The sequence below is a fragment of the Cuneatibacter sp. NSJ-177 genome, assembly GCF_022867805.1.
Lineage (GTDB): Bacteria > Bacillota > Clostridia > Lachnospirales > Lachnospiraceae > Pseudolachnospira.
The window spans coordinates 1,253,249-1,275,449 of sequence record NZ_JALIFO010000006.1; the positions used below are offsets into that span (position 1 = coordinate 1,253,249).

At 50.9% G+C, this 22,201-nt stretch carries 19 protein-coding genes; 17 read left to right on the forward strand and 2 right to left on the reverse strand.

The genetic code is table 11. The annotated features are described in order from the left end of the window. Positions 1–120: 120 nt before the first annotated feature. The 10 genes from mutL (at position 121) to MUB23_RS13705 (ending at position 11,974) form a co-directional block, all read left to right on the forward strand. Positions 121–2,151 (forward strand): DNA mismatch repair endonuclease MutL, encoded by a 2,031-nt coding sequence (gene mutL / locus MUB23_RS13660; RefSeq protein WP_244801148.1) that lies wholly within the window; start codon positions 121–123, stop codon positions 2,149–2,151. Continuing rightward, positions 2,148–3,107 (forward strand): tRNA (adenosine(37)-N6)-dimethylallyltransferase MiaA, encoded by a 960-nt coding sequence (gene miaA, locus MUB23_RS13665; protein ID WP_244801149.1) that lies wholly within the window; start codon positions 2,148–2,150, stop codon positions 3,105–3,107. The genes mutL and miaA overlap by 4 nt, the downstream gene beginning before the upstream one ends. Continuing rightward, complete coding sequence (locus tag MUB23_RS13670) at positions 3,091–4,383, forward strand: methionine gamma-lyase family protein (RefSeq protein WP_244801150.1); 1,293 nt, start codon at positions 3,091–3,093, stop codon at positions 4,381–4,383. Before miaA ends, MUB23_RS13670 begins: the two co-directional genes overlap by 17 nt. A gap of 64 nt (positions 4,384–4,447) precedes the next feature. Continuing rightward, positions 4,448–5,155: a RadC family protein gene (gene radC / locus MUB23_RS13675; protein ID WP_244801151.1), complete on the forward strand. Its 708-nt coding sequence runs from the start codon at positions 4,448–4,450 to the stop codon at positions 5,153–5,155. Beyond that, entirely contained in the window at positions 5,155–6,009 is an 855-nt protein-coding gene (mreC, locus tag MUB23_RS13680; RefSeq protein ID WP_280515743.1) for a rod shape-determining protein MreC, read from the forward strand. Before radC ends, mreC begins: the two co-directional genes overlap by 1 nt. After that, complete coding sequence (gene mreD, locus MUB23_RS13685) at positions 6,006–6,530, forward strand: rod shape-determining protein MreD (RefSeq protein ID WP_244801153.1); 525 nt, start codon at positions 6,006–6,008, stop codon at positions 6,528–6,530. The genes mreC and mreD overlap by 4 nt, the downstream gene beginning before the upstream one ends. Then, positions 6,523–9,444, forward strand: coding sequence for a penicillin-binding transpeptidase domain-containing protein (locus MUB23_RS13690; protein WP_244801154.1), 2,922 nt, complete (start codon positions 6,523–6,525; stop codon positions 9,442–9,444). Before mreD ends, MUB23_RS13690 begins: the two co-directional genes overlap by 8 nt. 51 nt (positions 9,445–9,495) lie before the next feature. After that, entirely contained in the window at positions 9,496–10,281 is a 786-nt protein-coding gene (gene minD, locus MUB23_RS13695; protein WP_244801155.1) for a septum site-determining protein MinD, read from the forward strand. Positions 10,282–10,295: 14 nt separating this feature from the next. Then, a complete protein-coding gene (locus tag MUB23_RS13700; RefSeq protein WP_244801156.1) occupies positions 10,296–11,447 on the forward strand; it encodes an FtsW/RodA/SpoVE family cell cycle protein in 1,152 nt (383 codons plus the stop codon). A 107-nt stretch (positions 11,448–11,554) separates the two neighbouring features. Then, a complete protein-coding gene (locus tag MUB23_RS13705; protein WP_244801157.1) occupies positions 11,555–11,974 on the forward strand; it encodes a twitching motility protein PilT in 420 nt (139 codons plus the stop codon). A 117-nt stretch (positions 11,975–12,091) separates the two neighbouring features. On the opposite strand, the gene MUB23_RS13710 is transcribed toward MUB23_RS13705, so the two are convergent. Continuing rightward, positions 12,092–12,301 carry a DUF378 domain-containing protein gene (locus tag MUB23_RS13710; protein WP_244801158.1) on the reverse strand — a complete coding sequence of 70 codons (210 nt, stop codon included), beginning with the start codon at positions 12,299–12,301 and terminating at the stop codon, positions 12,092–12,094. Between the two features lie 91 nt (positions 12,302–12,392). Between MUB23_RS13710 and MUB23_RS13715 the strand changes: the two genes are divergently transcribed. From MUB23_RS13715 to MUB23_RS13745, 7 genes are all read left to right on the forward strand, one after another. Then, positions 12,393–13,772, forward strand: coding sequence for an HlyD family efflux transporter periplasmic adaptor subunit (locus tag MUB23_RS13715; RefSeq protein ID WP_244801159.1), 1,380 nt, complete (start codon positions 12,393–12,395; stop codon positions 13,770–13,772). A 111-nt stretch (positions 13,773–13,883) separates the two neighbouring features. After that, positions 13,884–14,432 (forward strand): cell division protein SepF, encoded by a 549-nt coding sequence (locus MUB23_RS13720; protein ID WP_244801160.1) that lies wholly within the window; start codon positions 13,884–13,886, stop codon positions 14,430–14,432. A gap of 87 nt (positions 14,433–14,519) precedes the next feature. Beyond that, positions 14,520–15,074, forward strand: a complete 555-nt coding sequence (gene lspA / locus MUB23_RS13725) for a signal peptidase II (RefSeq protein ID WP_244801161.1) — start codon at positions 14,520–14,522, stop codon at positions 15,072–15,074. Further along, on the forward strand, positions 15,071–15,982 hold the full coding sequence (locus tag MUB23_RS13730; protein WP_244801162.1) for an RluA family pseudouridine synthase: 912 nt from the start codon (positions 15,071–15,073) through the stop codon (positions 15,980–15,982). Before lspA ends, MUB23_RS13730 begins: the two co-directional genes overlap by 4 nt. Before the next feature lie 226 nt (positions 15,983–16,208). Then, positions 16,209–16,733, forward strand: coding sequence for a hypothetical protein (locus tag MUB23_RS13735; RefSeq protein WP_244801163.1), 525 nt, complete (start codon positions 16,209–16,211; stop codon positions 16,731–16,733). Positions 16,734–16,748: 15 nt separating this feature from the next. Continuing rightward, on the forward strand, positions 16,749–18,464 hold the full coding sequence (locus MUB23_RS13740; protein WP_244801164.1) for a carbon starvation CstA family protein: 1,716 nt from the start codon (positions 16,749–16,751) through the stop codon (positions 18,462–18,464). A 299-nt stretch (positions 18,465–18,763) separates the two neighbouring features. Next, complete coding sequence (locus MUB23_RS13745) at positions 18,764–19,402, forward strand: cytidylate kinase-like family protein (protein WP_244801165.1); 639 nt, start codon at positions 18,764–18,766, stop codon at positions 19,400–19,402. Positions 19,403–19,820: 418 nt separating this feature from the next. Here the strand turns inward: MUB23_RS13745 and glmS are convergent, their stop codons facing one another. Beyond that, positions 19,821–21,641, reverse strand: a complete 1,821-nt coding sequence (gene glmS / locus MUB23_RS13750) for a glutamine--fructose-6-phosphate transaminase (isomerizing) (protein WP_244801166.1) — start codon at positions 21,639–21,641, stop codon at positions 19,821–19,823. Positions 21,642–22,201: the final 560 nt, after the last annotated feature.

Here is a 22,201-nt window from a genome sequence, read left to right on the forward strand (position 1 = left end):
GCATGCTTTGGCGGGGACAAAGGGAGGCTATCAGCAAAAAAAGAAGGATTTGAGAAAACTTATCTGTTGGAGTTTGTTTTGGGGCCGGTTTTGTTGGGGACTGATTGGAAAGGATGAGATATGGCTCATATTACGTTGTTGGATTCCTCTACGGTAAATCAGATTGCGGCGGGGGAGGTGATTGAGAGGCCTTCCTCGGTGGTGAAGGAATTGCTGGAAAATGCCATTGACGCGGGGGCCACGGCGATCACGGTGGAAATAAAAGAAGGGGGAATCTCCTTTATTCGGGTCACGGACAATGGAAGCGGAATTCCAAAGGAGGAGATCCCCCTTGCTTTCCTGCGCCATTCCACCAGTAAAATCCGGCGGGTGGAGGATCTTTTGACGGTTTCCTCCCTGGGGTTCCGGGGAGAGGCCCTTTCCAGCATTGCGGCGGTGGCTCAGGTGGAGCTGATCACCAAGACAGAGGATCAGCTGACCGGAAGCCGGTACGTGATCGAGGGCGGGGAAGAAAAGACATTGGAAGAGATCGGCGCGCCGGGGGGCACCACGATTGTGGTACGGAACCTGTTCTTTAACACCCCGGCCAGGCGGAAGTTTTTAAAAAGCGCCCAGACCGAAGGCGGATATATCAGCAGCCTGGCGGAGCGGATCGCGCTGTCCCACCCGGAGATCTCGTTCCGGTTTTTGATGAACGGCCAGAACCGGCTTCACACGGCGGGAAACCATAAGCTGAAGGATATCGTCTATACGGTTTATGGGCGGGAAATCACATCCCAGTTAATTACGGCGGAAGCCTGGACGGAGGACGGCTGTATCGGAATCCACGGTTTCCTCGGAAAACCACTGATTTCCAGAGGAAACCGTTCCTACGAAAATTATTTTATCAACGGGCGGTATATCAAAAGCGGGCTGATCACCAAGGCGATTGAAAACGCCTATGCCGGATTCGTGATGCAGCACAAATATCCCTTTACGGTGCTCCACTTCACCATCGAATCTTCCTGGCTGGACGTAAACGTCCATCCGACCAAAATGGAACTGCGGTTCCGCAATGAGGAGCTGGTCTACCGGACGGTTTATGAGGCGGTCCGGAACGCGCTGGAGGGAAAAGAACTGATCCCCCAGGTAACGCTGGATGTAGGGAAAGAAGAGAAGAACCGAAAAAACGAAAAGCCGGATCAGATGAAGCTGTCCCGTGAGCGGGGACCGGAACCATTTGAAGTCCACCGTCAGGCGGTTGGGAATGAAGAAAAGGCCGAGAATGAGGCGGAAGTAGCCGGGATAAATGCAAAAGCAGCCGAAAGCATGCCGTCCGGCGAGAGGCTGGGGGCGGCCGGCGAAGAACCGCGGCAGCCGGCAATGTTCCGAGAGAAAACAGACTACGGCACGCTTCCTCCGGGAAGAACGAGCGGCAAGGATACGGTTCCCTGGGAACCATCCACAATCGAACTGATGCAGCGTGACATGCGGGAAGAAGGAGAGGGCCGTGACGCTTCCCCGGTTCCGGTTGCCGAAGCACCGAAGCAGATGGAACTTTTCGAGGAAAAGATCCTGACCAGAAAAGTCCGGGATGAATATCACGTGATCGGCCAGCTCTTTGACACCTACTGGCTCATCCAGTACCGGGATCAATTTTTGATGATCGATCAACACGCGGCCCACGAAAAAGTCCTCTTTGAGCGGACCATGCGCTCTCTGGCCAACAAGGAATATACGATTCAGCAGATGAACCCTCCAATCGTGCTGAGCTTAAGCGCCAGGGAGGAGGCCGTTCTCTCCGAATACAAAGACCAGTTCCAGTCCCTGGGATTTGAGATCGAGCCCTTTGGCGGCAAAGAGTATGCGGTTTACGGCGTGCCCGGAAATCTGTTCGGCCTGGCCAGGGAGGATCTTTTGATGGAAATGCTGGACAGCCTGGCCGACGAGGCGGGACACCGACGCCTGAACCTGGTGGAGGAAAAAGTAGCGCTGATGTCCTGTAAGGCGGCTGTAAAAGGAAACAACCGGCTTTCCTTTGCAGAAGCGGAAGCTCTGATCGACGAGCTGATGGAGCTGGATCACCCGTACACCTGCCCCCACGGCCGCCCCACTATCATTTCCATGACCAAGCACGAGCTGGAGAAAAAGTTTAAGAGGGTGGTATCATGAAAAAATCCATGATTATTTTGACCGGCCCTACGGCGGTGGGAAAAACCGAGCTCTCCTTAAAACTGGCCCAGGCAGTGGGCGGGGAAATCATCAGCGCCGATTCCATGCAGGTCTACCGGCACATGGATATTGGATCTGCCAAAATCCGGCCGGAGGAGATGCGGGGCGTGCGCCATCATCTGATCGACTGTTTTGAGCCATGGGAAGAATTCCATGTGGTGGAATTTCAGCGGGCCGCAAAAGCAGCGATGGAGGACGTCTGGTCGCGGGGCCGTCTGCCGGTCCTGACCGGCGGCACCGGCTTTTATATTCAGGCCTTGGTGCGGGATATTGATTTTACGGAAACCGGCGGGGATCCTGCCTACCGGGCCGGGCTGGAACGGCTGGCCGAAGAGCGGGGAGCGGACTATCTCCACGGGGAGTTGATGCGCGTGGATCCCGCCGCGGCAGAGGAGATCCACGCCCACAATGTCAAACGGACGATCCGGGCACTGGAATATTTCCACTATACCGGGGAGCCGATTTCCTCTCACAACGAGAGGGAAAGGAAAAAAGAATCGCCCTACCGTTTTGCCTATTTTGTGCTGAACCGGGAGAGAAGCGAACTCTACCGCCGGATCGACCGCCGGGTGGATCAGATGATAGAAGCAGGACTGTTGGAGGAAGTAAAGAGGCTGAAAGAGATGGGCTGCACCCGCGGCATGGTCTCTATGCAGGGACTTGGCTATAAAGAGCTTTTGGAATATCTGGACGGGGAGCTTTCCCTTCCGGAGGCCGTGGAGAAAATCAAGCGGGATACCCGTCATTTTGCCAAACGGCAGTTAACCTGGTTTAAGCGGGAGCAGGATGTCATCTGGCTGAACCGGGAAGAATATGAAAATGAGGATGCGCTCCTTGCGGCCATCCTGCAAATATGCAGAAACCGAGGAATTATAACCGATGAAACAATTAGATGAAAGAACCAGACAGATGTATGAGGACTGCGGAATCTCGCCGCAGGTGCTGGCGCTGGGAGAGGAGGTGCTGGCGGAGCTTTCGCCCCGCTTTGCCCGGATCGATGAGATTGCCGAATACAACCAGTTGAAAGTATTGGCTTCCATGCGGAAAAACCGGGTCAGTGAGACCCACTTTGCCGCGACCACCGGATACGGCTACAACGACGACGGCCGGGATACCTTAGAAAAAGTATACGCCGATACGTTCCACACCGAAGACGCCCTGGTGCGCTCCCAGATCACCTGCGGGACCCACGCCTTAAATCTGGCCCTTTCTTCCAACCTCCGGCCCGGCGATGAGCTGCTTTCTCCGGTGGGCCGCCCCTACGATACCCTGGAGGAGGTCATCGGAATCCGGGAATCCATGGGATCGCTGAAGGAGTATGGCATTTCCTACCGCCAGGTGGACCTTCTGCCGGACGGGAGTTTTGATTACGAGAACATTGCAAAGGCCATTACCCCACGGACCAAGCTTGCCACCATCCAGCGCTCCAAGGGCTATGCGTCCCGCCCCACCTTGTCGGTGGAGCAGATCGGGGAGCTGATCGCTTTCCTGAAAAAGTGCAAGCCGGATCTCATCTGTATGGTGGACAACTGCTACGGAGAATTCGTCCAGACGAAAGAGCCCTCCGATGTGGGAGCCGATATGATCGTCGGCTCTCTGATCAAGAATCCGGGGGGCGGGCTGGCTCCGGCCGGGGGGTACATCTGTGGCCGCAGGACTTGCGTGGAGCAGGCGGCAAGACGCCTGACTTCGCCGGGACTGGGCCGTGAGGTAGGCGCAAGCCTGGGAACCAATCCTGCTTTTTATCAGGGATTTTTCCTGGCGCCCACCGTGACGGCAGGCGCGGAAAAAGGTGCGATCTTTGCCGCCAGCCTTTATGAGCGCCTCGGTTTCTCCGTGCATCCCTCGGCGGCCACGCCCCGGTACGACATCATCCAGGCCATCAACCTGGACACTCCGGAGCGACTGAAAGCCTTTTGCCTCGGCATTCAGTCGGCCGCTCCGGTGGACAGCTACGTGACGCCGGAACCCTGGGCAATGCCTGGCTACGACGACGAAGTGATCATGGCTGCCGGAGCCTTTGTGCAGGGTTCTTCCATCGAACTTTCCGCCGACGGACCGCTGCGGCCGCCCTACACGGTCTTTTTCCAGGGGGGCATTACCTGGTACCATGCAAAATATGGAATTTTAATGTCTTTACAGAAACTGGTGGACGCCGGGTTTAAACTGTGATAGAATCTTAGGTAATCATAAACGGCAGAAACGGATGGGGAATCTGGCGTGAGTGAATACGCCTATGACAGAGATTAAGAGAGAAACCATTACGATGAAAGATTTGCCGGACAGCGACCGCCCTTACGAAAAATGCAGGGCATCCGGTCCGGAAAGTTTGAGCGACGCGGAGCTCTTAGCCGTGGTGCTGCGCAGCGGCACAAAGGGGCGGACAGCCCTGGAACTGGCACAGAAGCTATTGGGGAGAAAGGGAGAGGAAAACGGTCTTACGGCCGTGGTGCGTCTCCCTTTTCCGGAGCTTATAAGGACTCCGGGGATCGGTCCGGTCAAGGCCGTACAGCTCCAGTGTATCGGAGAGCTGGCCCGCCGGATCGCCAAGGCATCGGCAAAAAAGGGATTGGAGCTTTCCACTCCCGGAGCCATCGCCCAATATTTTATGGAAGATTTGCGCCACCTGAAGCAGGAAGAGATGGTGGTCGCCATGTTTGACACCAAAAGCCATCTGATCCGTGAGACCGTGATTTCGCGGGGAACCGTGAACGCGTCCCTGGTTACGCCGCGGGAGGTGTTTCTCGAAGCCATGCGGCAGGAGGCGGTCTACGTGGTCCTGCTTCACAATCATCCGAGCGGAGATCCGATGCCAAGCAGGGAAGATATCCGGCTGACCAAGCGAATGCAGGAGGCCGGGGATCTCCTGGAAATTCCGATGCTGGATCACATTATTATCGGAGATAATTGTTATCTCAGCTTTAAAGAACGGGGTTATATTTAATGAAAAAAAAGTCTCATTTTCATATAGAACCAAAACATATCTTTTTTTTCCTGACGGCTGTCTGTTTGATTTTAATCATCGTCAGCTCTGTCAGCAATTCTGTCAACAACGCCCTGAGAAATGGAATTAATACGGTACTGATGCCGATGCAGAGAGGCTTAAATCAAGTGGGCAGCTTTGTGTTCGGCGAAGCGGAAAACCTGGCCGAGCTAAAAAGGGTCCAGGATGAAAATGCCCAGCTCTCCGAGGAAGTAGCCCAGCTGCGGGAGGACAATACCCGCTATCAGCTGCAGCTTGCCGAACTGGACAAGTATAAGGAACTGCTGGACATGAAAGAGCAGTATCCGGATTTCGAGACCACCGGCGCCCATATCATCAGCAAAAACTCCGGCAACTGGTACCGGACCGTAAAGATCGATAAGGGAAGCGCCGACGGCATACAGGTTTCCATGAATGTGATCGCCGACGGCGGCTTGGTCGGCATCGTGACTTCCGTGGAAACCCATACCGCTACGATCAGCACCATCATCGACGACGGCCGGAGCGTCGGCGCGATGGCCCAGCTGTCCCAGGACCCCTGTATTGTGACCGGAGATCTGCTTCTCTATGATGAAGGCCGCCTCTTGCTGCAGCACATCAACAAGGATGACGATGTGGAAAACGGCTATAAGATCGTGACCTCCAACACCAGCAGCGAGTATCTTCCCGGTATCTTGATCGGCTATGCCGAAGGGCTGGAGATCGAATCCAACAACCTGACCAAATCCGGCTATCTGATCCCGGTCGTAGACTTTGCTCATCTGGATTCGGTATTGGTGATCACGACCCTGAAAGAAACGGGGGCTGCTAATTGACCTGGAAACGCATACTTTTTTATGTTGTCACCATTGTTGCTTCCTTTATGGTGCAGAACAACCTATTTGCCGCATCCAACCTGATCGACACGGTGCCGAATCTGCTTTTGATCGTCACGTTCACCTTCGGTTTTCTTAGGGGGAAGACGGACGGCATGCTGATCGGCTTTTTGAGCGGCCTGCTGCTGGATTCCTTTTTCGGGGAGACCCTTGGGTTTTATGCTCTGGTCTACATGGTGATCGGCTACGGAAACGGCCTGTTGGGACAAGTTTTCTATACCGAGTTTATTAACATGCCGGTGGTATTATGTATCCTGAGCGATTTTCTTTTTAACTTGATCATTTATTTCTTTGATTTCCTGATGCGCGGGAAGCTGGATATTCTCAGCTACATGCGCCAGGTGGTCCTGCCGGAAATCGTGTATACGGTGCTTTTAACCTTGGTGCTTTACAAATTCCTGCGGTTTTTGAACACCAAATTCGCCCAGTTTGAAAAGAGGAGTGCGAAAAAGTTTGTTTAGAGATTTATTGGAATACCTAGGCTATAAGATAAAAAAAATAGCCACATCCCGTTTGTTTCCGCTCTGTATCCTGTTTATCTTGATGTTTGGAGCGCTGGTTTACAAATTGTTCCAACTGCAGATTATTGAAGGAGCGGACAAGCAGGAAGAGTACATCAGCCAGAAAACCCAAAGAACCATCAGCCTGCCCAGCACACGGGGGAATATTTACGACCGGAATGGGAACCTCCTGGCATATAACCAGTTGGTTTACACGGTGACCTTGACGGACACCGGTGATTACAGCGACGGATATGCAAAGAATCTGATGCTGCTGGACTTAATCGGAATCTTGGATAAATATGGGGAGACGATTTTAACAGAAGTCCCGATTGTGATTGACAGCAATGGGGAGTTTCAGTTTACCGCCTCCGATTCGGCGCGCCTGCGTTTCCTGCGAGATATGTACGGCAAAAAATCCGTGGAAGAGCTTCAGTCGGATACGTCGGGAAAAGTAGATGTCAATATTTCTGCCCGCGGCGTGTTTGATTATCTCTATGAAAAGTACGGCATCGGATATAAGAATGCCAAAAAAAAGCCCGAAGAGATGTACATGCTGGACAATGAGACGGCCCTAAAGCTGATCAATATCCGTTACTCCCTTGCCGCCAACGCGTTCCAGCGCTACCGGTCCATCACCATTGCCTCCGACATCCAGATGACCACCATGTCCGATATCTTAGAGCATTCCGACAGCTTGAAGGGCGTGGCCATTGAAGAAGAATATGTGCGTCTTTACAACGACAGCGAATACTTTGCCCAGGTGCTGGGCTATACCGGAAAAGCCAACACGGAACAGATCACAAGTCTGAACGAGGAAGCCGGAAGCGAACGCTATTCCCTTGGGGACGTGGTGGGGCAGAGCGGCATCGAGGAGACCATGGAACAGGAGCTGCAGGGAACCAAAGGCCAGCGCACCATGTATCTGGACAGCCTGGGCCACGTATTGGAAATCACCAGCGAGACCGAGCCGAAAACGGGAAATGACGTGCATCTGACGATCGACCGGGATTTGACCATTGGAATCTATCACATGATCGAGCAGCGGTTGGCCGGTATTCTGGAAGAGAAGCTGGTAAACGAAAAATTTCATGTGACGCCTAAGATGGGAAGCACCACGCGTAAGCAGTCCATCTATGACGTTTATTTTCAGCTTATCAATAATAACATCCTCGATACCAATCATTTTTCCGAGGACGACGCCAGCGCGGCGGAGCAGCGGATTTATCAGGCGTTTCAAAGCGGGCAGGCGAGGGTCCTGAGTGCTTTGAAGGCGGAGCTTTTAAGTGAAAGCCCTACCCCTTACAAGGATCTGGACGCAGATAAAGCAGACAGTGAAAAATTCATGCAGATCTATATGAGCTACGTCTATACCATACTGGATGACGCCGGTTATCTGCTGAAAGACAATATTGATACCGCGGATAAGACGTATATTGCTTATAAGACGGACGAGACGATCAGCCTGAAAGAATTTTTGCAGTATGCCTTGGCTCAAAACTGGATTGACGTATCCAAGCTGCCCTTGGACAGCAAATACACCAGCGCGGAGGAGACCTATCGGATTCTGGTGGACACGATCGAGGAGCTGGCGAAATCCAGCCCTAAATTCAGCAAAAAGATCTATCAGAATCTGATTATGGATGATGCCATTTCCGGCTGCGACCTTTGTCTGGCATTGATCGATCAGGGCGTTTTGGATAAAAATGAGGATGAGATTGCCAGTCTTGAGACACAGACGCCGTCCGCCTCCTTTGACTTTATCAAAGACAAAATCCATAATCTGGAGCTGACGCCGGCTCAGTTAGCCCTGGACCCCCATTCGGCTGCTGTCACAGTGACGGACGTCAATACCGGAGCGGTGCTCGCCGTGGTTTCCTACCCCAGTTATGACAACAATAAGCTGTCCGGCACAGTTGATTCCGATTATTATTACAAGCTGACGAACGACCTGTCTTCCCCGCTCTACAACGGCGCGACCCAGGCCCAGACGGCTCCCGGCTCTGTTTTTAAGCCGATTACGGCCGTCGCAGCTCTGGAGTCCGGTGTGATCAAAGCGGATGATATCATTGACACCAAAGGTGTATTTACCGAGGTCGGTCTGAATTTGTCCTGTTGGTATATGACCTCCACCGGAAACCCGCACGGTCCGCTGGATATGGTCGGGGCCATCCGCGGATCCTGTAACTATTATTTTTCCGAGCTGGGCTTCCTGCTTTCCAAAGATGAAAACGGGAATTACAACGAACCGCTGGGACTGTCCGCAATTCAGAAATTTGCATCCGCCTTTGGGCTGGACCGGAAATCCGGCATTGAAATCAAGGAGAAAGAGCCCCATATTTCGGATACGGCTCCTGTTCCTTCGGCGATCGGACAGGGTACTCATCTGTTCTCCAATGTCCAGCTGGCCCGCTACTTAAATGCTCTGGCCAACAGCGGAACCGTTTACAACCTGACTCTCCTAGATGAGATCACAGATACCGAAGGCAATATTGTCAAAGAGTACGAGCCGACCATTGCCAATACCACCGATTTTGCTGCTTCCACTTGGTCTACCGTACATCAGGGAATGTATGAAGTGCTGAACAGTGACGGTTCCTCGGCGCACCGTTCCTTTACCGCATCGGTGACAGCAGCCGGAAAAACCGGTACCGCCGAAGAAAACAAGCTCCGTCCCAACCACGCCAATTTTATCAGCTATGCCCCTTCCGACAATCCGGAAATCGGCGTGACAGTGACGATCCCTTATGGTTATACTTCCGCGCGGGCGGTGGAGCTGGCCAGCGATGTCTATAAATACTATTACAAAGAAATGACTCTGGACGAAATTAAAGAAAGAAAAGCAGAGTTGAGCTCAAACTATGTCGGCGATTAACACCGTCCGCGGTGATAATCATAGATGGGAAATGAATGTGGAGGTAAGTATATGGGTGAAGTAATCGTGATTACCTCAGGAAAAGGCGGTGTGGGGAAGACCACTTCCTCCGCCAGCATAGGTACCGGCTTAGCCAAAAGAGAAAAATCTGTAGTGATGATCGACACGGACATCGGGCTGCGGAACCTGGATGTGGTTTTAGGGCTCGAAAACCGGATTGTCTACAACCTGGTGGATGTGGTGGAAGGAAACTGCCGCCTGAATCAAGCTTTGATCAAAGACCGCCAGACTCCTGGTCTTTATCTGCTTCCGTCCGCCCAGACGAGAGACAAAACCGCGGTCACGCCGGAGCAGATGGTGAAGCTGGTCGACGACCTGAAACAAGATTACGATTATATTATCCTGGACTGCCCGGCCGGTATTGAGCGCGGTTTTCAAAACGCGATCGCCGCTGCGGACCGGGCCTTGATCGTAACCACGCCGGAGGTGTCAGCGATCCGGGATGCGGATCGGATCCTGGGGCTCTTGGAGGCCGGCGGGATTCACCGCAATCACCTGATCATCAACCGGCTCCGCCCGGATATGATCCGGCGGGGAGAAATGATGTCGGCGGACGATGTCGTGGATCTCTTAGGTGTTCCGCTGATCGGCGTGATCCCGGACGACGAACAGGTCATCCTGGCCACAAACCAGGGCGTTCCGCTTTTGGAGAGCGGGGGCGCGGCCGGACAAGCCTACGAGGACATTGTACGGCGGATTCTCGGAGAAGAGGTTCCTTTTCCGGACTTTAGTGAGACGAGAGGATTCTGGTCGAGGCTCTTCGGAAGAGGGAAATAGTACGAGGGATAAGAATGTTTCATCTGAGTGATTACAAGCTGAAAAAATTCAACTTCCGGATCGTGCTCATCATCATCGCGCTCTGTGCCATTGGCATTCTGGTACTGAACAGCGCGATGGTGAACGACGCGGACCGGACAGGAACCATTCAAAAACAGATACTCGGCTTTTGTGTCGGGGGAGCGGCAATGATATTTTTATCACTGCTGGATTACCATATCCTATTGCACCTTGCCCCGGTTGTTTATCTGGGGGTACTGGGTATTTTAGGCGTGATCCTGATTCCCGGCGTCGGTGTTTCCGCCAATAACGCCGTACGCTGGCTGTCCATCGGGGGGATTCAGATCCAGCCTTCCGAGTTTGCCAAGATTGGCCTGATTTTAGTGTTTTCCTGGTTCTTCTGGAAGAATCAGGAGCGGATCAGTCATCCGCTGGTCGTAGGCGGAAGCCTGGTTTTATTTGCTATCCCAGCTTTTCTGATTTACGAGGAACCGGATCTTTCGACCACCTTGGTGGTGGCGTTTATTTTTCTCGCCATGATTTACACGGCAAAAATCAGTTACAAATGGATTCTCGGAGCCATTGGAGTGGCCATACCGGCCGTTGGCGTCCTGCTCTATATTGCGATGCAGCCTGGCCAGACCTTGATCAATTCCTATCAGATCAACCGGGTATTGTCATGGCTCTATCCGGATAAATTTGAGTCCCTTGGTTTGACGACCCAGCAGGATAATTCCGTGCTGGCGATCGCATCCGGACAGCTGCACGGAAAGGGACTGAACACCACCAGCTTTGAATCAGTCAAAAACGGTAACTTTTTGTCAGAGGAAAACTGCGATTTTATTTTTGCAGTGATCGGGGAAGAGATGGGTTTTATCGGCAGTATTGTTTTGATTGCCCTGATGGCTCTTTTGGTCTTTGAATGCCTGCGCATGGCCAGCCGCGCCAAAGATTTGGCAGGACGGCTGATCTGTACCGGCATAGCCGCGCAGCTTGCTTTTCAAACTTTTGTCAATATCGGCGTCGCCACCGGGCTTTTGCCCAACACCGGGCTGCCGCTTCCTTTTATCAGCGCCGGAGTCAGCTCCCTTCTCAGTATATTTATGGGGATGGGAGTCGTGTTGAACGTTGGCCTTCAAAGAAGAGACGACGCTCCCGATTGGTAAACAGCTCGTCTTATTGTGCCGCGAAAATAAATCTCTACTTGTACTTTTTCGCAATATGTAATATAATAAAAAAAGAAATTCACATCACAACGCAAGGAGGAAACAGCATGGTTCAGATTATCGCAGGTAGGAAAGGAAAAGGAAAGACGAAATATCTTCTGGAAAAAGCGAATACGGCCATCAAAGATGCGCATGGCAGTATCGTTTACCTGGATAAGAATTCTCAGCACATGCATGAGCTGAATCGCAGAATTCGCCTCATTGATATGTCGGAGTATCCGATCCATTCGTATGAAGCATTTTTGGGATTCATCTGTGGGCTCATTTCTCAGGACTATGATTTAGAGCAAGTATATTTAGACGGTTTCTTAACATTATCCAATCTGAACGGTGACGAAATAGAAAAAGCGATTGACGAACTGGAAAAGATCTGCAAGAAGTATAAGATCACCTTTACGCTGAGCGTATCCGAGGATAAAGAAAATCTGCCTCCGAATGCCCAGGAGCGGACCATCATTGCTCTGTAATTCATACCATGAAACTCAGCTCTGCCGGAAATTTTGCAGCAGAGAAACTGAGCAGAGTCATTACATAAGAAAAGATCAGGGGCGCCTGCACGGGCGCCCCAATCTGTCGGGTTCTATTTAAGACTCAGATGAATTCTGACGAACCCTTCCGTACAGGCTGATAAGATAAAGGCCTGCCAAACCGACGAGAATGTAAACCAGCCGGCTCAGCCAGGACATGCTGCCAAACAAGGTGGCAACCAGATCGAAACGGAAAATCCCGATCAGTCCCCAGTTGATGGCTCCGATGATCGCAACTGTCAAGAGCGTGTAATCTAACCCTTTCATGAGCAATACCTCCTTCCATGCTTTGAAGTTAGGATTCCCGGTGGATAAAAATATATGAAGGAAATATTTTCCAGAACAGAAAGGAGAACGAATGGCGAAGAAAAATTCCAAAGTAATCCGATATCGGAAACCGAAATCCATCAACATCGGCTTTCTGATCTTCGCATTCATTTTCATCTATCTGGCGTACAGCGTTATTTCCTATGCCTTCCGGGATAAAATGCAAATCTATGAAGTCGGCCAAGAAGTTGCGCTGGTGAAGGACACGACTTACACCGGGCTGATTCTCCGCACAGAAGAAGTAACGAACACACAGGCTGCCGGATATGTCAATTTCTATATTCGGGAAGGAAATCGGGCATCCGTCAATTCGGTGGTATATTCTCTCGATGAGAACGGCCAGTTTACTGAGATGCTCACTTCCAACGCATCCGATAACAGTAAACTTTCCCATGATAACCTGTCGGATCTAAAACGCAGTCTTGCGAATTTTAATCTATCCTACAAAAGTGAACAGTTCCAGGATGTCTATGATCTGAAATATACCATCGATAATAAGCTGCTCAGCTTTGTCAGCACCAATTCCCTGGAGGATCTGGAGGCATTGGGGATCGACCCCAATTTTTTCCACACGATCCCGGCGGAAAAGAGCGGCGTTATTGAGTATTATACCGATGGCTTTGAGGGATTTGACGCCGGTTCGGTCGACGCAGATACCTTTGATAAAAGTAAATACGAAAGAAAGGACATCCGCAGCAGCGATCTGCTGGAAGGCGGTGCGCCTGTCTATAAAACGATCACCTCAGAAGCTTGGTCGATTGTGATTCCCCTCTCGGATGAGGAGGCTGCGGCTTATCAGGATATAAAGTCCGTCGACGTCACCTTCCCGGAAAAGGGATTATCCACAACGGTAAAATTTTCCGTATTCACCGGCGCCGACAGCGAGTCCTATGGAAAAATGGATTTAACCCGGTTTATGGTCCAGTTTGCCAACCAGCGCTTTCTGGAAGTGGAGATCAATAATTCCGAAGAAAAAGGATTAAAAATACCAAAGTCCGCTGTGCTGGACAAAGAATTCTACACGGTTCCGGTGGAGTACGGTACCAAGGGGGAGGATGGCATCACCTTTAACAAGGAAAATTATTCAGCCGGCGGCCCCACGGTGGAGGTGATTCAGCCGACGATCTATTATGAAGCGGACGGCCGGTATTACCTGGATCCCTCTGAGGTGGAAGGCGGTCTCACTCTGGCAAAGCCGGACAGCAGCGACCGTTATACAGTGGGGGAGAAGGCAACCTTAAAAGGCGTCTATAACGTAAACAAAGGATACGCCGTTTTCAAACAAATCGAAATCATCGATGAAAACGAAGAATACCTGATTGTAAAAAAAGGCATGGACTATGGAGTCGCAGTCTATGATCACATTTTGCTGGACAGCCGCCTGGCCGCAGAGGGAGAGATTTTATATTAGATCCCGCCGTGTTTTTTCCACTTTCAAGTATTTTTCAGTTGACAGAAAACGAAAAAAAGATGATAATAGTAAGGGTATGGTAAAACCGAAATAAAACGGGAGATTGATGAGATGGCAAATATTATTGATAAATTCCTGAATTCAATGAAACTGAATGATGATGAATATGACGAGGAAGACGACTTCGATATGGAGGACGATTTCGAGGAGGAACCGGCTCCTTCGCCTCGCTTCGGCAGGAAAAAAACATCGAAGACGGCCCGTGAAGACGACGATATGGACATGCCTCCGATGGAGCGGGAACAGAAACCTCTCCGGGTAAAACGTACCTCCGCTTCCAACAATGTGGTTCCGATGCGTTCCCGCAGCAATATGGAAGTCTGTATGGTGAAACCGGCGTCCATCGACGATGCCCGCGAAGTATGTGATATTCTTCTCAGCGGCAGAGCCGTTGTGATCAATATGGAGGGCGTACACGTGGATCTGGCGCAGAGGATCATTGACTTTACATCCGGCGCCTGCTATTCGATGAACGGAAATTTGCAGAAAATCTCAAATTACATCTTTATTGTAACTCCGAGCAGTATTGAATTGTCCGGCGATTTTCAGGATGTGATCAGTGGAAGAGAAGCCGCTGCTGCTCTGAGCCTGGATCTTTGATTGAATTTGATGAAAAACTGGGAAAGCCATTCTTCAGGCCTGCGCCTTCGGAATGGCTTTTATGTGTATGGAAAGGAAAATCACTTTATGAAACGATTTCTCTGGGCTCTCTTCGGAGTGGCCGCTCTTACCGGATTGGATCAGTGGACGAAGCAATTGGCTGTCGCCCATCTCCAGGGACAGCCCAATATCCCGATCTGGGACGGAGTCTTCGAATTGCAGTTTCTCACAAACCGCGGCGCCGCTTTTGGTATCTTTCAAAATCAGCGCTGGATCTTTTTGGTGACCACCGTTTTGATCATGGCCGCCCTGCTCTGGTTTTTTATCAAATTGCCCAAGGAAAAGCGCTACCTTCCTCTGGCCGTAATCTGTGTCGCCCTGGAAGCAGGGGCCTTGGGCAATATGATCGACCGGGTCCGGCTGGGATATGTGGTGGACTTCCTCTATTTTAAACTGATTGATTTTCCGATCTTTAATGTGGCGGACTGCTATGTGACTGTCGGCACTATTTTGGCCGCGATTCTTCTGTTGTTTTATTACAAAGAAGCCGACTGGGAGCGGATTACCGGAAAAGCAAAAAAAGCGCAGTCCATCGAAACCGCAGAGGCCGAATCCGATGAGAAAGAGGAGAACGTAAAATGAGCGCGGACCAGCTGATTGCAGACGAGGCCGCTGCCGGCTGCCGGCTGGATGCCTGGCTTTCCGACAACTTTGAAGAGTTGTCCCGTTCCTATCTTCAAAAATTGATACGTGATGGAAATGTTCTGATCGGGGACAAGCCGGTAAAAAGTAATTACCGTCTCAAAGGCGGAGAGCAGATCTCACTGGAACTCCCGGAGCCGGAACCGTTAGATGTGGAGCCGGAGCCGATCCCTCTCGATATCGTGTACGAGGACTCGGATCTCCTGTTTGTCAATAAACCGAAAGGAATGGTGGTTCATCCTGCGCCGGGGCATCCCCGCGGCACATTAGTCAACGGCCTTTTGTATCACTGCGGGACGGAACTCTCCGGGATCAACGGCGTCCAGCGCCCTGGGATCGTCCATCGGATCGATCGGGATACGACCGGCCTGTTGGTGGTCTGTAAAAATGATTTTTCCCACAGCCATGTGGCAAAACAATTAGCGGAGCATACCATCACGAGACGTTATCGTGCCATTGTGCATGGAGTCATTGAGGAAGAAGAGGGAACCGTGAACCAGCCCATCGGACGCAGCAGGACGAACCGGCTGAAAATGGCGGTGGATCCGGTGCACGGAAAGCAGGCCGTCACCCACTACCGCGTGTTAAAACGGTTTTCCCACTATACCTATATCGAGTGCCGCCTGGAAACCGGCCGAACCCACCAGATCCGGGCCCATATGACGTACTTGCAGCACCCTTTGCTGGGAGATCCGCTCTATGGCGCCCGAAAATCTCCCTATTCGCTGGAAGGGCAGACGCTTCACGCCGGCGTTTTGGGTCTGATTCATCCGAGAACCGGAGAATACTTGGAAAGAGAAGCCCCGCTTCCGGAATATTTTCAAAAACTATTAGAAATCCTGCCTTAAAAGCACAGAATACTATTTATTTTACAGGCCAGTCAGCATCTGTTCCCTTGCTGCCTGGCTTTTTTGGTTATTCCAAACAATTGCCTTTTCCCTCTCATACAAAAAAAGAATAACAGAAATGGAAAAAAGCCAAGAATAATCATTGCAATTCAACGTAAGTTGTGATATTATTTATGAAAAATTAATAATTATAAATTTTGTCTAAATGTGCGGTTGGGAGACGAGAATGTCATTGCCATTGTCCAGAGAAGAGATATTGAATACGCTGCTTCAAAGCTATTCGGCATATTTTGATACCGAGCGGTGTGAAGAAGAGGATTGGGACGTGCCTCTCGTCGCGCGCTGTAATTTTTATGTCCATTCTGAAAAATATGTTCTTCTGAAAAAAGCCAAGCTGTGGAGTGCAGACTGCAATGAGTATGTCTATCTGTTCTCCCTGCCGGAATTGACGGAGGAGCGTTACCGGGAGTGCGAGAAATTCGTATATGAAAAAGGAATGGCGCGGATTCATCCGGAACCCGGGCACATGTATACCTATCTGACAGCCGTCTTTTTATGTGACAGCTGTACGCCGGAAGCAAGGAAAGCGCTGAAACGCTGCCGGCTTTACAAAAGTTTTCGTTTTTCGCTGTATGGATGGATGGATTTCCATACCGTTCTGCTGCAGGCTGGTTCCGATCTTGTGGATACCAACCGAAGCGGCCGGAGCAATGCGAAATTAATGAAAAAGATATTCATGAAGACAAAATAAGGAGGAGGGAATTTCATGAATGCAGTAGTTCTTTTAGTTGTCGGCATCGTGGTTTTACTCATCGCTTACGTCACCTACGGCAAATGGCTTGCCGAAAAATGGGGCGTCGATGAAAAACGCGTAACACCGGCCCACGAATTGGAGGATGGTAAGGATTATGTCCCTGCCAAGGCTCCGGTTTTGATGGGACACCATTTTTCGTCTATCGCAGGCGCAGGCCCGATCAACGGACCGATCCAGGCCGCCGTATTTGGCTGGGTTCCGGTTCTGCTTTGGGTATTGATCGGCGGCATCTTCTTTGGCGCGGTTCACGATTTTGGCGCCCTGTTTGCCTCGATCCGCCACAAAGGACAGTCCATCGGAGAAGTAATTGCCGACAGCATGGGCAGCCGGGCCAAGAAACTGTTCATCGTATTTTCTTACCTGACGCTGATCCTGGTGGTTGCGGCCTTTGCCTCCATTGTGGCCAATACCTTTAAAGCTACCTACACGGAAGCCGGTCTGGTGGATATCGAGGCCAGCACAGCCAACGCCAGCACGGCCATGATCTCTCTTTTGTTCATTCTCATTGCAGTTGTATTTGGATTTTTGGTTTACCGTCGGAATGCTTCTCTGGCCGTATCCACGGTCATCGGTGTGGCTGCCATCATTGTCTGCATGGCGATCGGCCTGAACTGGCATCCGATTTACCTGAGTGGCAATACCTGGATGATTATTGTCGGTATCTATATCACAATTGCGTCGGTGACACCGGTCTGGATTCTGCTGCAGCCCCGTGACTATCTGAGTTCGTTTTTGCTTTACTTCATGATGATTGTGGCGGTAGTCGGGATTATCGGAGCACATCCCACCCTGGATATGCCGGCATTCACCGGATTTTATGATTCCTTAGCTCCTACGGGCAGCTCTTTGGGATACTTATTCCCCGCCCTGTTTGTCACGATCGCCTGCGGCGCTATTTCCGGCTTCCATTCACTGGTCGGCTCCGGCACCACAGCCAAACAGCTGAACAGTGAAAAAGATGCCCGTCCGATTGCCTACGGCGGTATGTTGATCGAATGCGCTCTGGCCATTATTTCTCTGTGTGCGGTCGGATATATCTGGTCCTCCTATTCGGCCGGAGAAACCGTAACACCCACAGTCGTATTTGCCAGCGGCATCTCGAAGATGGTTGCAGCCGCCGGATTGCAGGGAGCGGAGAGTATCTGCTACTCGCTTTTGGTATTAGCTGTGTCCGCATTCTGCCTGACCTCGCTGGATACCGCGACCCGACTGGCCCGTTACATGTTCCAGGAATTCTGGCTGGAATCCGGACAGACCCCTGCGGACGCCACGGGTTATAAGAAAGTTCTGACCAATCCTTTGGTAGCGACCCTGATTACGGTTGTCGCAGGCATCGGCCTCGGCATGACCGGATACGCTAAAATCTGGGCGCTGTTCGGAGCGGCGAACCAGCTGTTGGCTGCCCTTGGTTTGATGGGAGTGGCAACCTGGCTTGGCAAAGTCGGAAAGAATAACAAGATGTTTATCTTCCCGATGTTCTTTATGCTGGTTGTTACCCTTACCTCACTGGTATTTACGCTGAAGACCAACATTGTCGGACTCAGCGGGCCGGAAGCCGGCTGGTGCGGCGTCCGTGCGGTGCTTTCCGTTCTGCTGATCGTGCTCGCCGTTGTCCTGGCCGTGGACGGAGTGAAGACTTTGAGCCGTCAGAAACAGAACGCAAAATAAACGTTTTGTCCCGGTCACCAGTAGCTTCGTCCTATTGGTGTACAAAAGAAGGCTACCTGATGGAAAACACCACAGTTAGCCTTCTTTTTTCGATTTTTCCTTGAAGATAATAGAAAATTCTGATATAATAATTATTATATTTGAGGGTCAGGCGTGTTCCGGCTTTGGCCGTACGCTTTGTTACATGATCATCCGGACTTTCCGCTGGTTCAAGATCAATTTTTTACGTCGTTTTGAGCCCTTCGGGACCTGTCCGCATCAGTTTATATCATTCTGGATAGAAAGGAGCGATTTCAAATATGAAAGGAAACCGCATTATCACAATAGGAAGAGAGTACGGAAGCGCCGGAAAAGAAATCGGAGAGAAGCTGGCGAAAAAATTGGGCATCACCTGTTATGACAAAGAGCTGATCGCCATGGCTTCCAAGGAGAGCGGGCTTTGCCCGGAGGTTTTTGAGAAGCAGGACGAGCGACCGGTCAACAGCTTCTTTTATTCGCTGGTCATGGATACCCACGGCATTGGCCAGCCGGTATCCGGTTATATGGACGTACCGCTGAACCAGAAAGTGTTTTTGGCACAATTTGATACGATACAGAAGCTGGCCAAACAAGAATCCTGCGTGATCGTCGGGCGCTGCGCCGACTATGCCCTGGCGTCCTATCCCAATGTTACCAGCGTCTTTATCTGTGGGGATATGGAAGACAAAGTCAAACGGGTGGCTGATCATTTCCAGATCGGGAAAGATAAAGCCATGGATTTGATCACAAAAACCGATAAAAAGAGAGCCAATTACTACAACTATTATTCGAATAAAAAATGGGGCAGCGCAGGCAGCTACGATCTCTGTCTGAACAGCACGCTGGCCGGAGTGGACGGTTCCGTTCAGATCATTCTGGACTTTATCCGGATCAAGGAAGAGCGGCAAGCCGCCCAATGAGTGAAAGAAAATCCTAAGATTTCTTTCACTGGATGTTCACAGCTTTTTGGTATTCTGACTTCAGTCACATGACATGGATAAACAAAGAAAGGAAGTCAGATTTTTGGAAGAAATACAAGGGAAAAGAAGTCAGACGAGCGGAAAGGAATCGGTTCCTTCCGTATTAATGCTGCTTTTCTTGGTGGCATTGCCGATCATCTGCGTGATGCTTTTTCTATTCTAACGGAAATACGCAGATCAGAGGGATCGTTCCGTTTTCTCTGCCTTTAAGAGTAAAAACAAAAGGATTTTGACAGTAAACATAGGAACTTCAAACTGGATTTCCTATGAAATGAACAAGGGGAGAGTCCCTTTCGGATCAGCTCAACGGCTGACACGGAAAGGGCTCTCCCCTTGTTCCTCTATTTTTTACCAGCTTTTATTCCACCGTCACGGATTTTGCAAGATTTCTCGGTTTATCCATATTGTAACCCTTGACATAGGCCGTGTAGTAAGCCAGAAGCTGCCAGAGGACCGCACAGGGGAACACGGTAAACCGGTCGTCCTTCACAGGAATCTCCAAATGGACATCGCAGACCTCATCGGAGACAGAGACCCCTTGTTTGGTGATCAAAATCACGTAGGCGCCGCGGGCTTTTACTTCACGGATATTAGAGATGGTTTTATTGAATATTTTATCCTGCGTCGCCAAAGCAATCACCGGCACGCCGGATTCAATCAAGGCGATGGTTCCATGCTTCAACTCGCCGGCCGCATATGCTTCCGCATGGATATAGGAGATTTCCTTTAACTTTAACGCTCCCTCCAGAGAAAACGCGTAATCCAGACCACGGCCGATATAAAAAGCATCCTTGGAAAACGCCATCTTTTCCGCCTGCTTGCGGAGGCTCTCTTCCTGCTGCAGCGCATTCTCGATCAGATCCGCTGACGAGACTAGATTCGCAATAAAATCCCGCACATCCTTTTCATCCGCAGTACCGCGTACCAGCATCATCCGCGCAGCGATCAGGTAGAAGACGGAGAGCTGTACCATATAGGCCTTTGTGCTGGCAACGGCAATTTCCGGGCCTGCATGGGTGTAGAGCACGTAATCGCTTTCTCTGGCGATTGTAGAGCCTTTAACATTAACGATGGACAAAACCTTGCATCCGCATTCCTTTGCCAGGCGCAGAGCCGCCAGCGTGTCGATGGTCTCACCGGACTGGGAGACCACGATTACCAAGGTGTTTTCATCGATCAAGGGGGTGTCATAGCGGAACTCCGAGGCAATGGAAACGGTAACCGGAATCCGCAGCTGCATCTCGATGATCGCGCGGCCAACCATCCCTGCATACATTGCTGTGCCGCAGGCAATGACCTGAATCGACCTGCAATTTTTTAAAAGGGCATCCGGGATCGCCTCCGCCTCAAAATCCGGCAGTCCATCCCTCAGACGCGGCAAAACGGTATTGCGGAATACTTCCGGCTGCTCATGAATTTCTTTCAGCATAAAGTGTGGGTAGCCGCCCTTCTGGGCCGCCTCCACATCCCAGGTAACCTCCAGCACTTCCGGCTCCACAACCGTTCCCTCCAAGGTTTCCACGCAGATCGCATCCTCCGTGATCGTCAGGATATGCTGCTCCGGAACGGCAAAATACTGTTTGGTATAAGGAATCAAAGCCGTCACATCGGAAGCGATGAAAGACCCCTGGGAGGACGTAGCCGCCACCAGCGGGCTTACGTTGCGGATCGCGTAAACCGTTCCGGGAATATCGGCAAACAAAATGCAAAAAGCATAGGAGCCCTCAATGATATGAATCGCTTTGCGGATGGCTTCATAGGGGCTCTTGGTTTCCTCGTAATAGTAGTTGATCAGCTGGGCGGCCACTTCCGTATCCGTCTCTGAGGTAGCCATTCCTTCAAAGCCGAACTGGCGGCTGATCGTGTGGTAGTTCTCAATAATCCCGTTGTGCAGCAAAATCACCTTGCCCACCACATGGGGATGCGCGTTGGCATCCGTCACACCGCCGTGAGTCGCCCAGCGGGTATGACCGATGCCACAGTGGGAGGGAATAACCGGCTCACAGACCGCCTCCAGCGCATCCACCTGGCCCACTTTCTTGCGCAGATAGATTTCTCCCTCATCGGTTAAAAGCGCCATTCCTGCGCTGTCATAGCCTCTGTACTCCAACTGGTGTAATCCTTGCAACACAACATCCCGTGCCTGCAAAGGCCCGGTATAGCCGATAATTCCACACATATTCAATTTTCTCCTTCATAAAACAAATTTCTGGTCTATTGCTTAAAGTCCTTTTGGTATCCGAAAAAAGGGTACACAAAAAAAGACTGCTCCGGTTGTATTTTGGCTGTTTTGCAGTTACCCGCATATTTCAAAATACATCACACGCCCGGAACGGCATGGAAGAGTACCCGCCGAAAATCTCGATTATCTCTTCACCTCGTTAACCTTTTCCTCAATCCCGTACGGGAAAAGGTGCATGGCGCTTTTTCCATATTCTATTGTACTGCCGCAGCCTCCTTTTTGCTACGAACTGTACACAAGTTTAGCACAAAAGAGAAAATGATGCAAGTAAAACCGATGGAGAGCAAAAATGGGGGATCGGATCGAAGCCCTGATGATCAAAGTCCTGAAAATATATTTTGATTGACAAAATCGGCTTTTTGGCTTATAATAGTTAAAATCTATTCGTTAAACGGGGGATTTCGCGAAAGTGGAGCGGAGCGGAACGGTAGTTCCGGCGGCTCCTTTTTTAGTTCTCCGACGGCTGGGAGCCGCCGCTTGGAACTATTTGCGAAAAG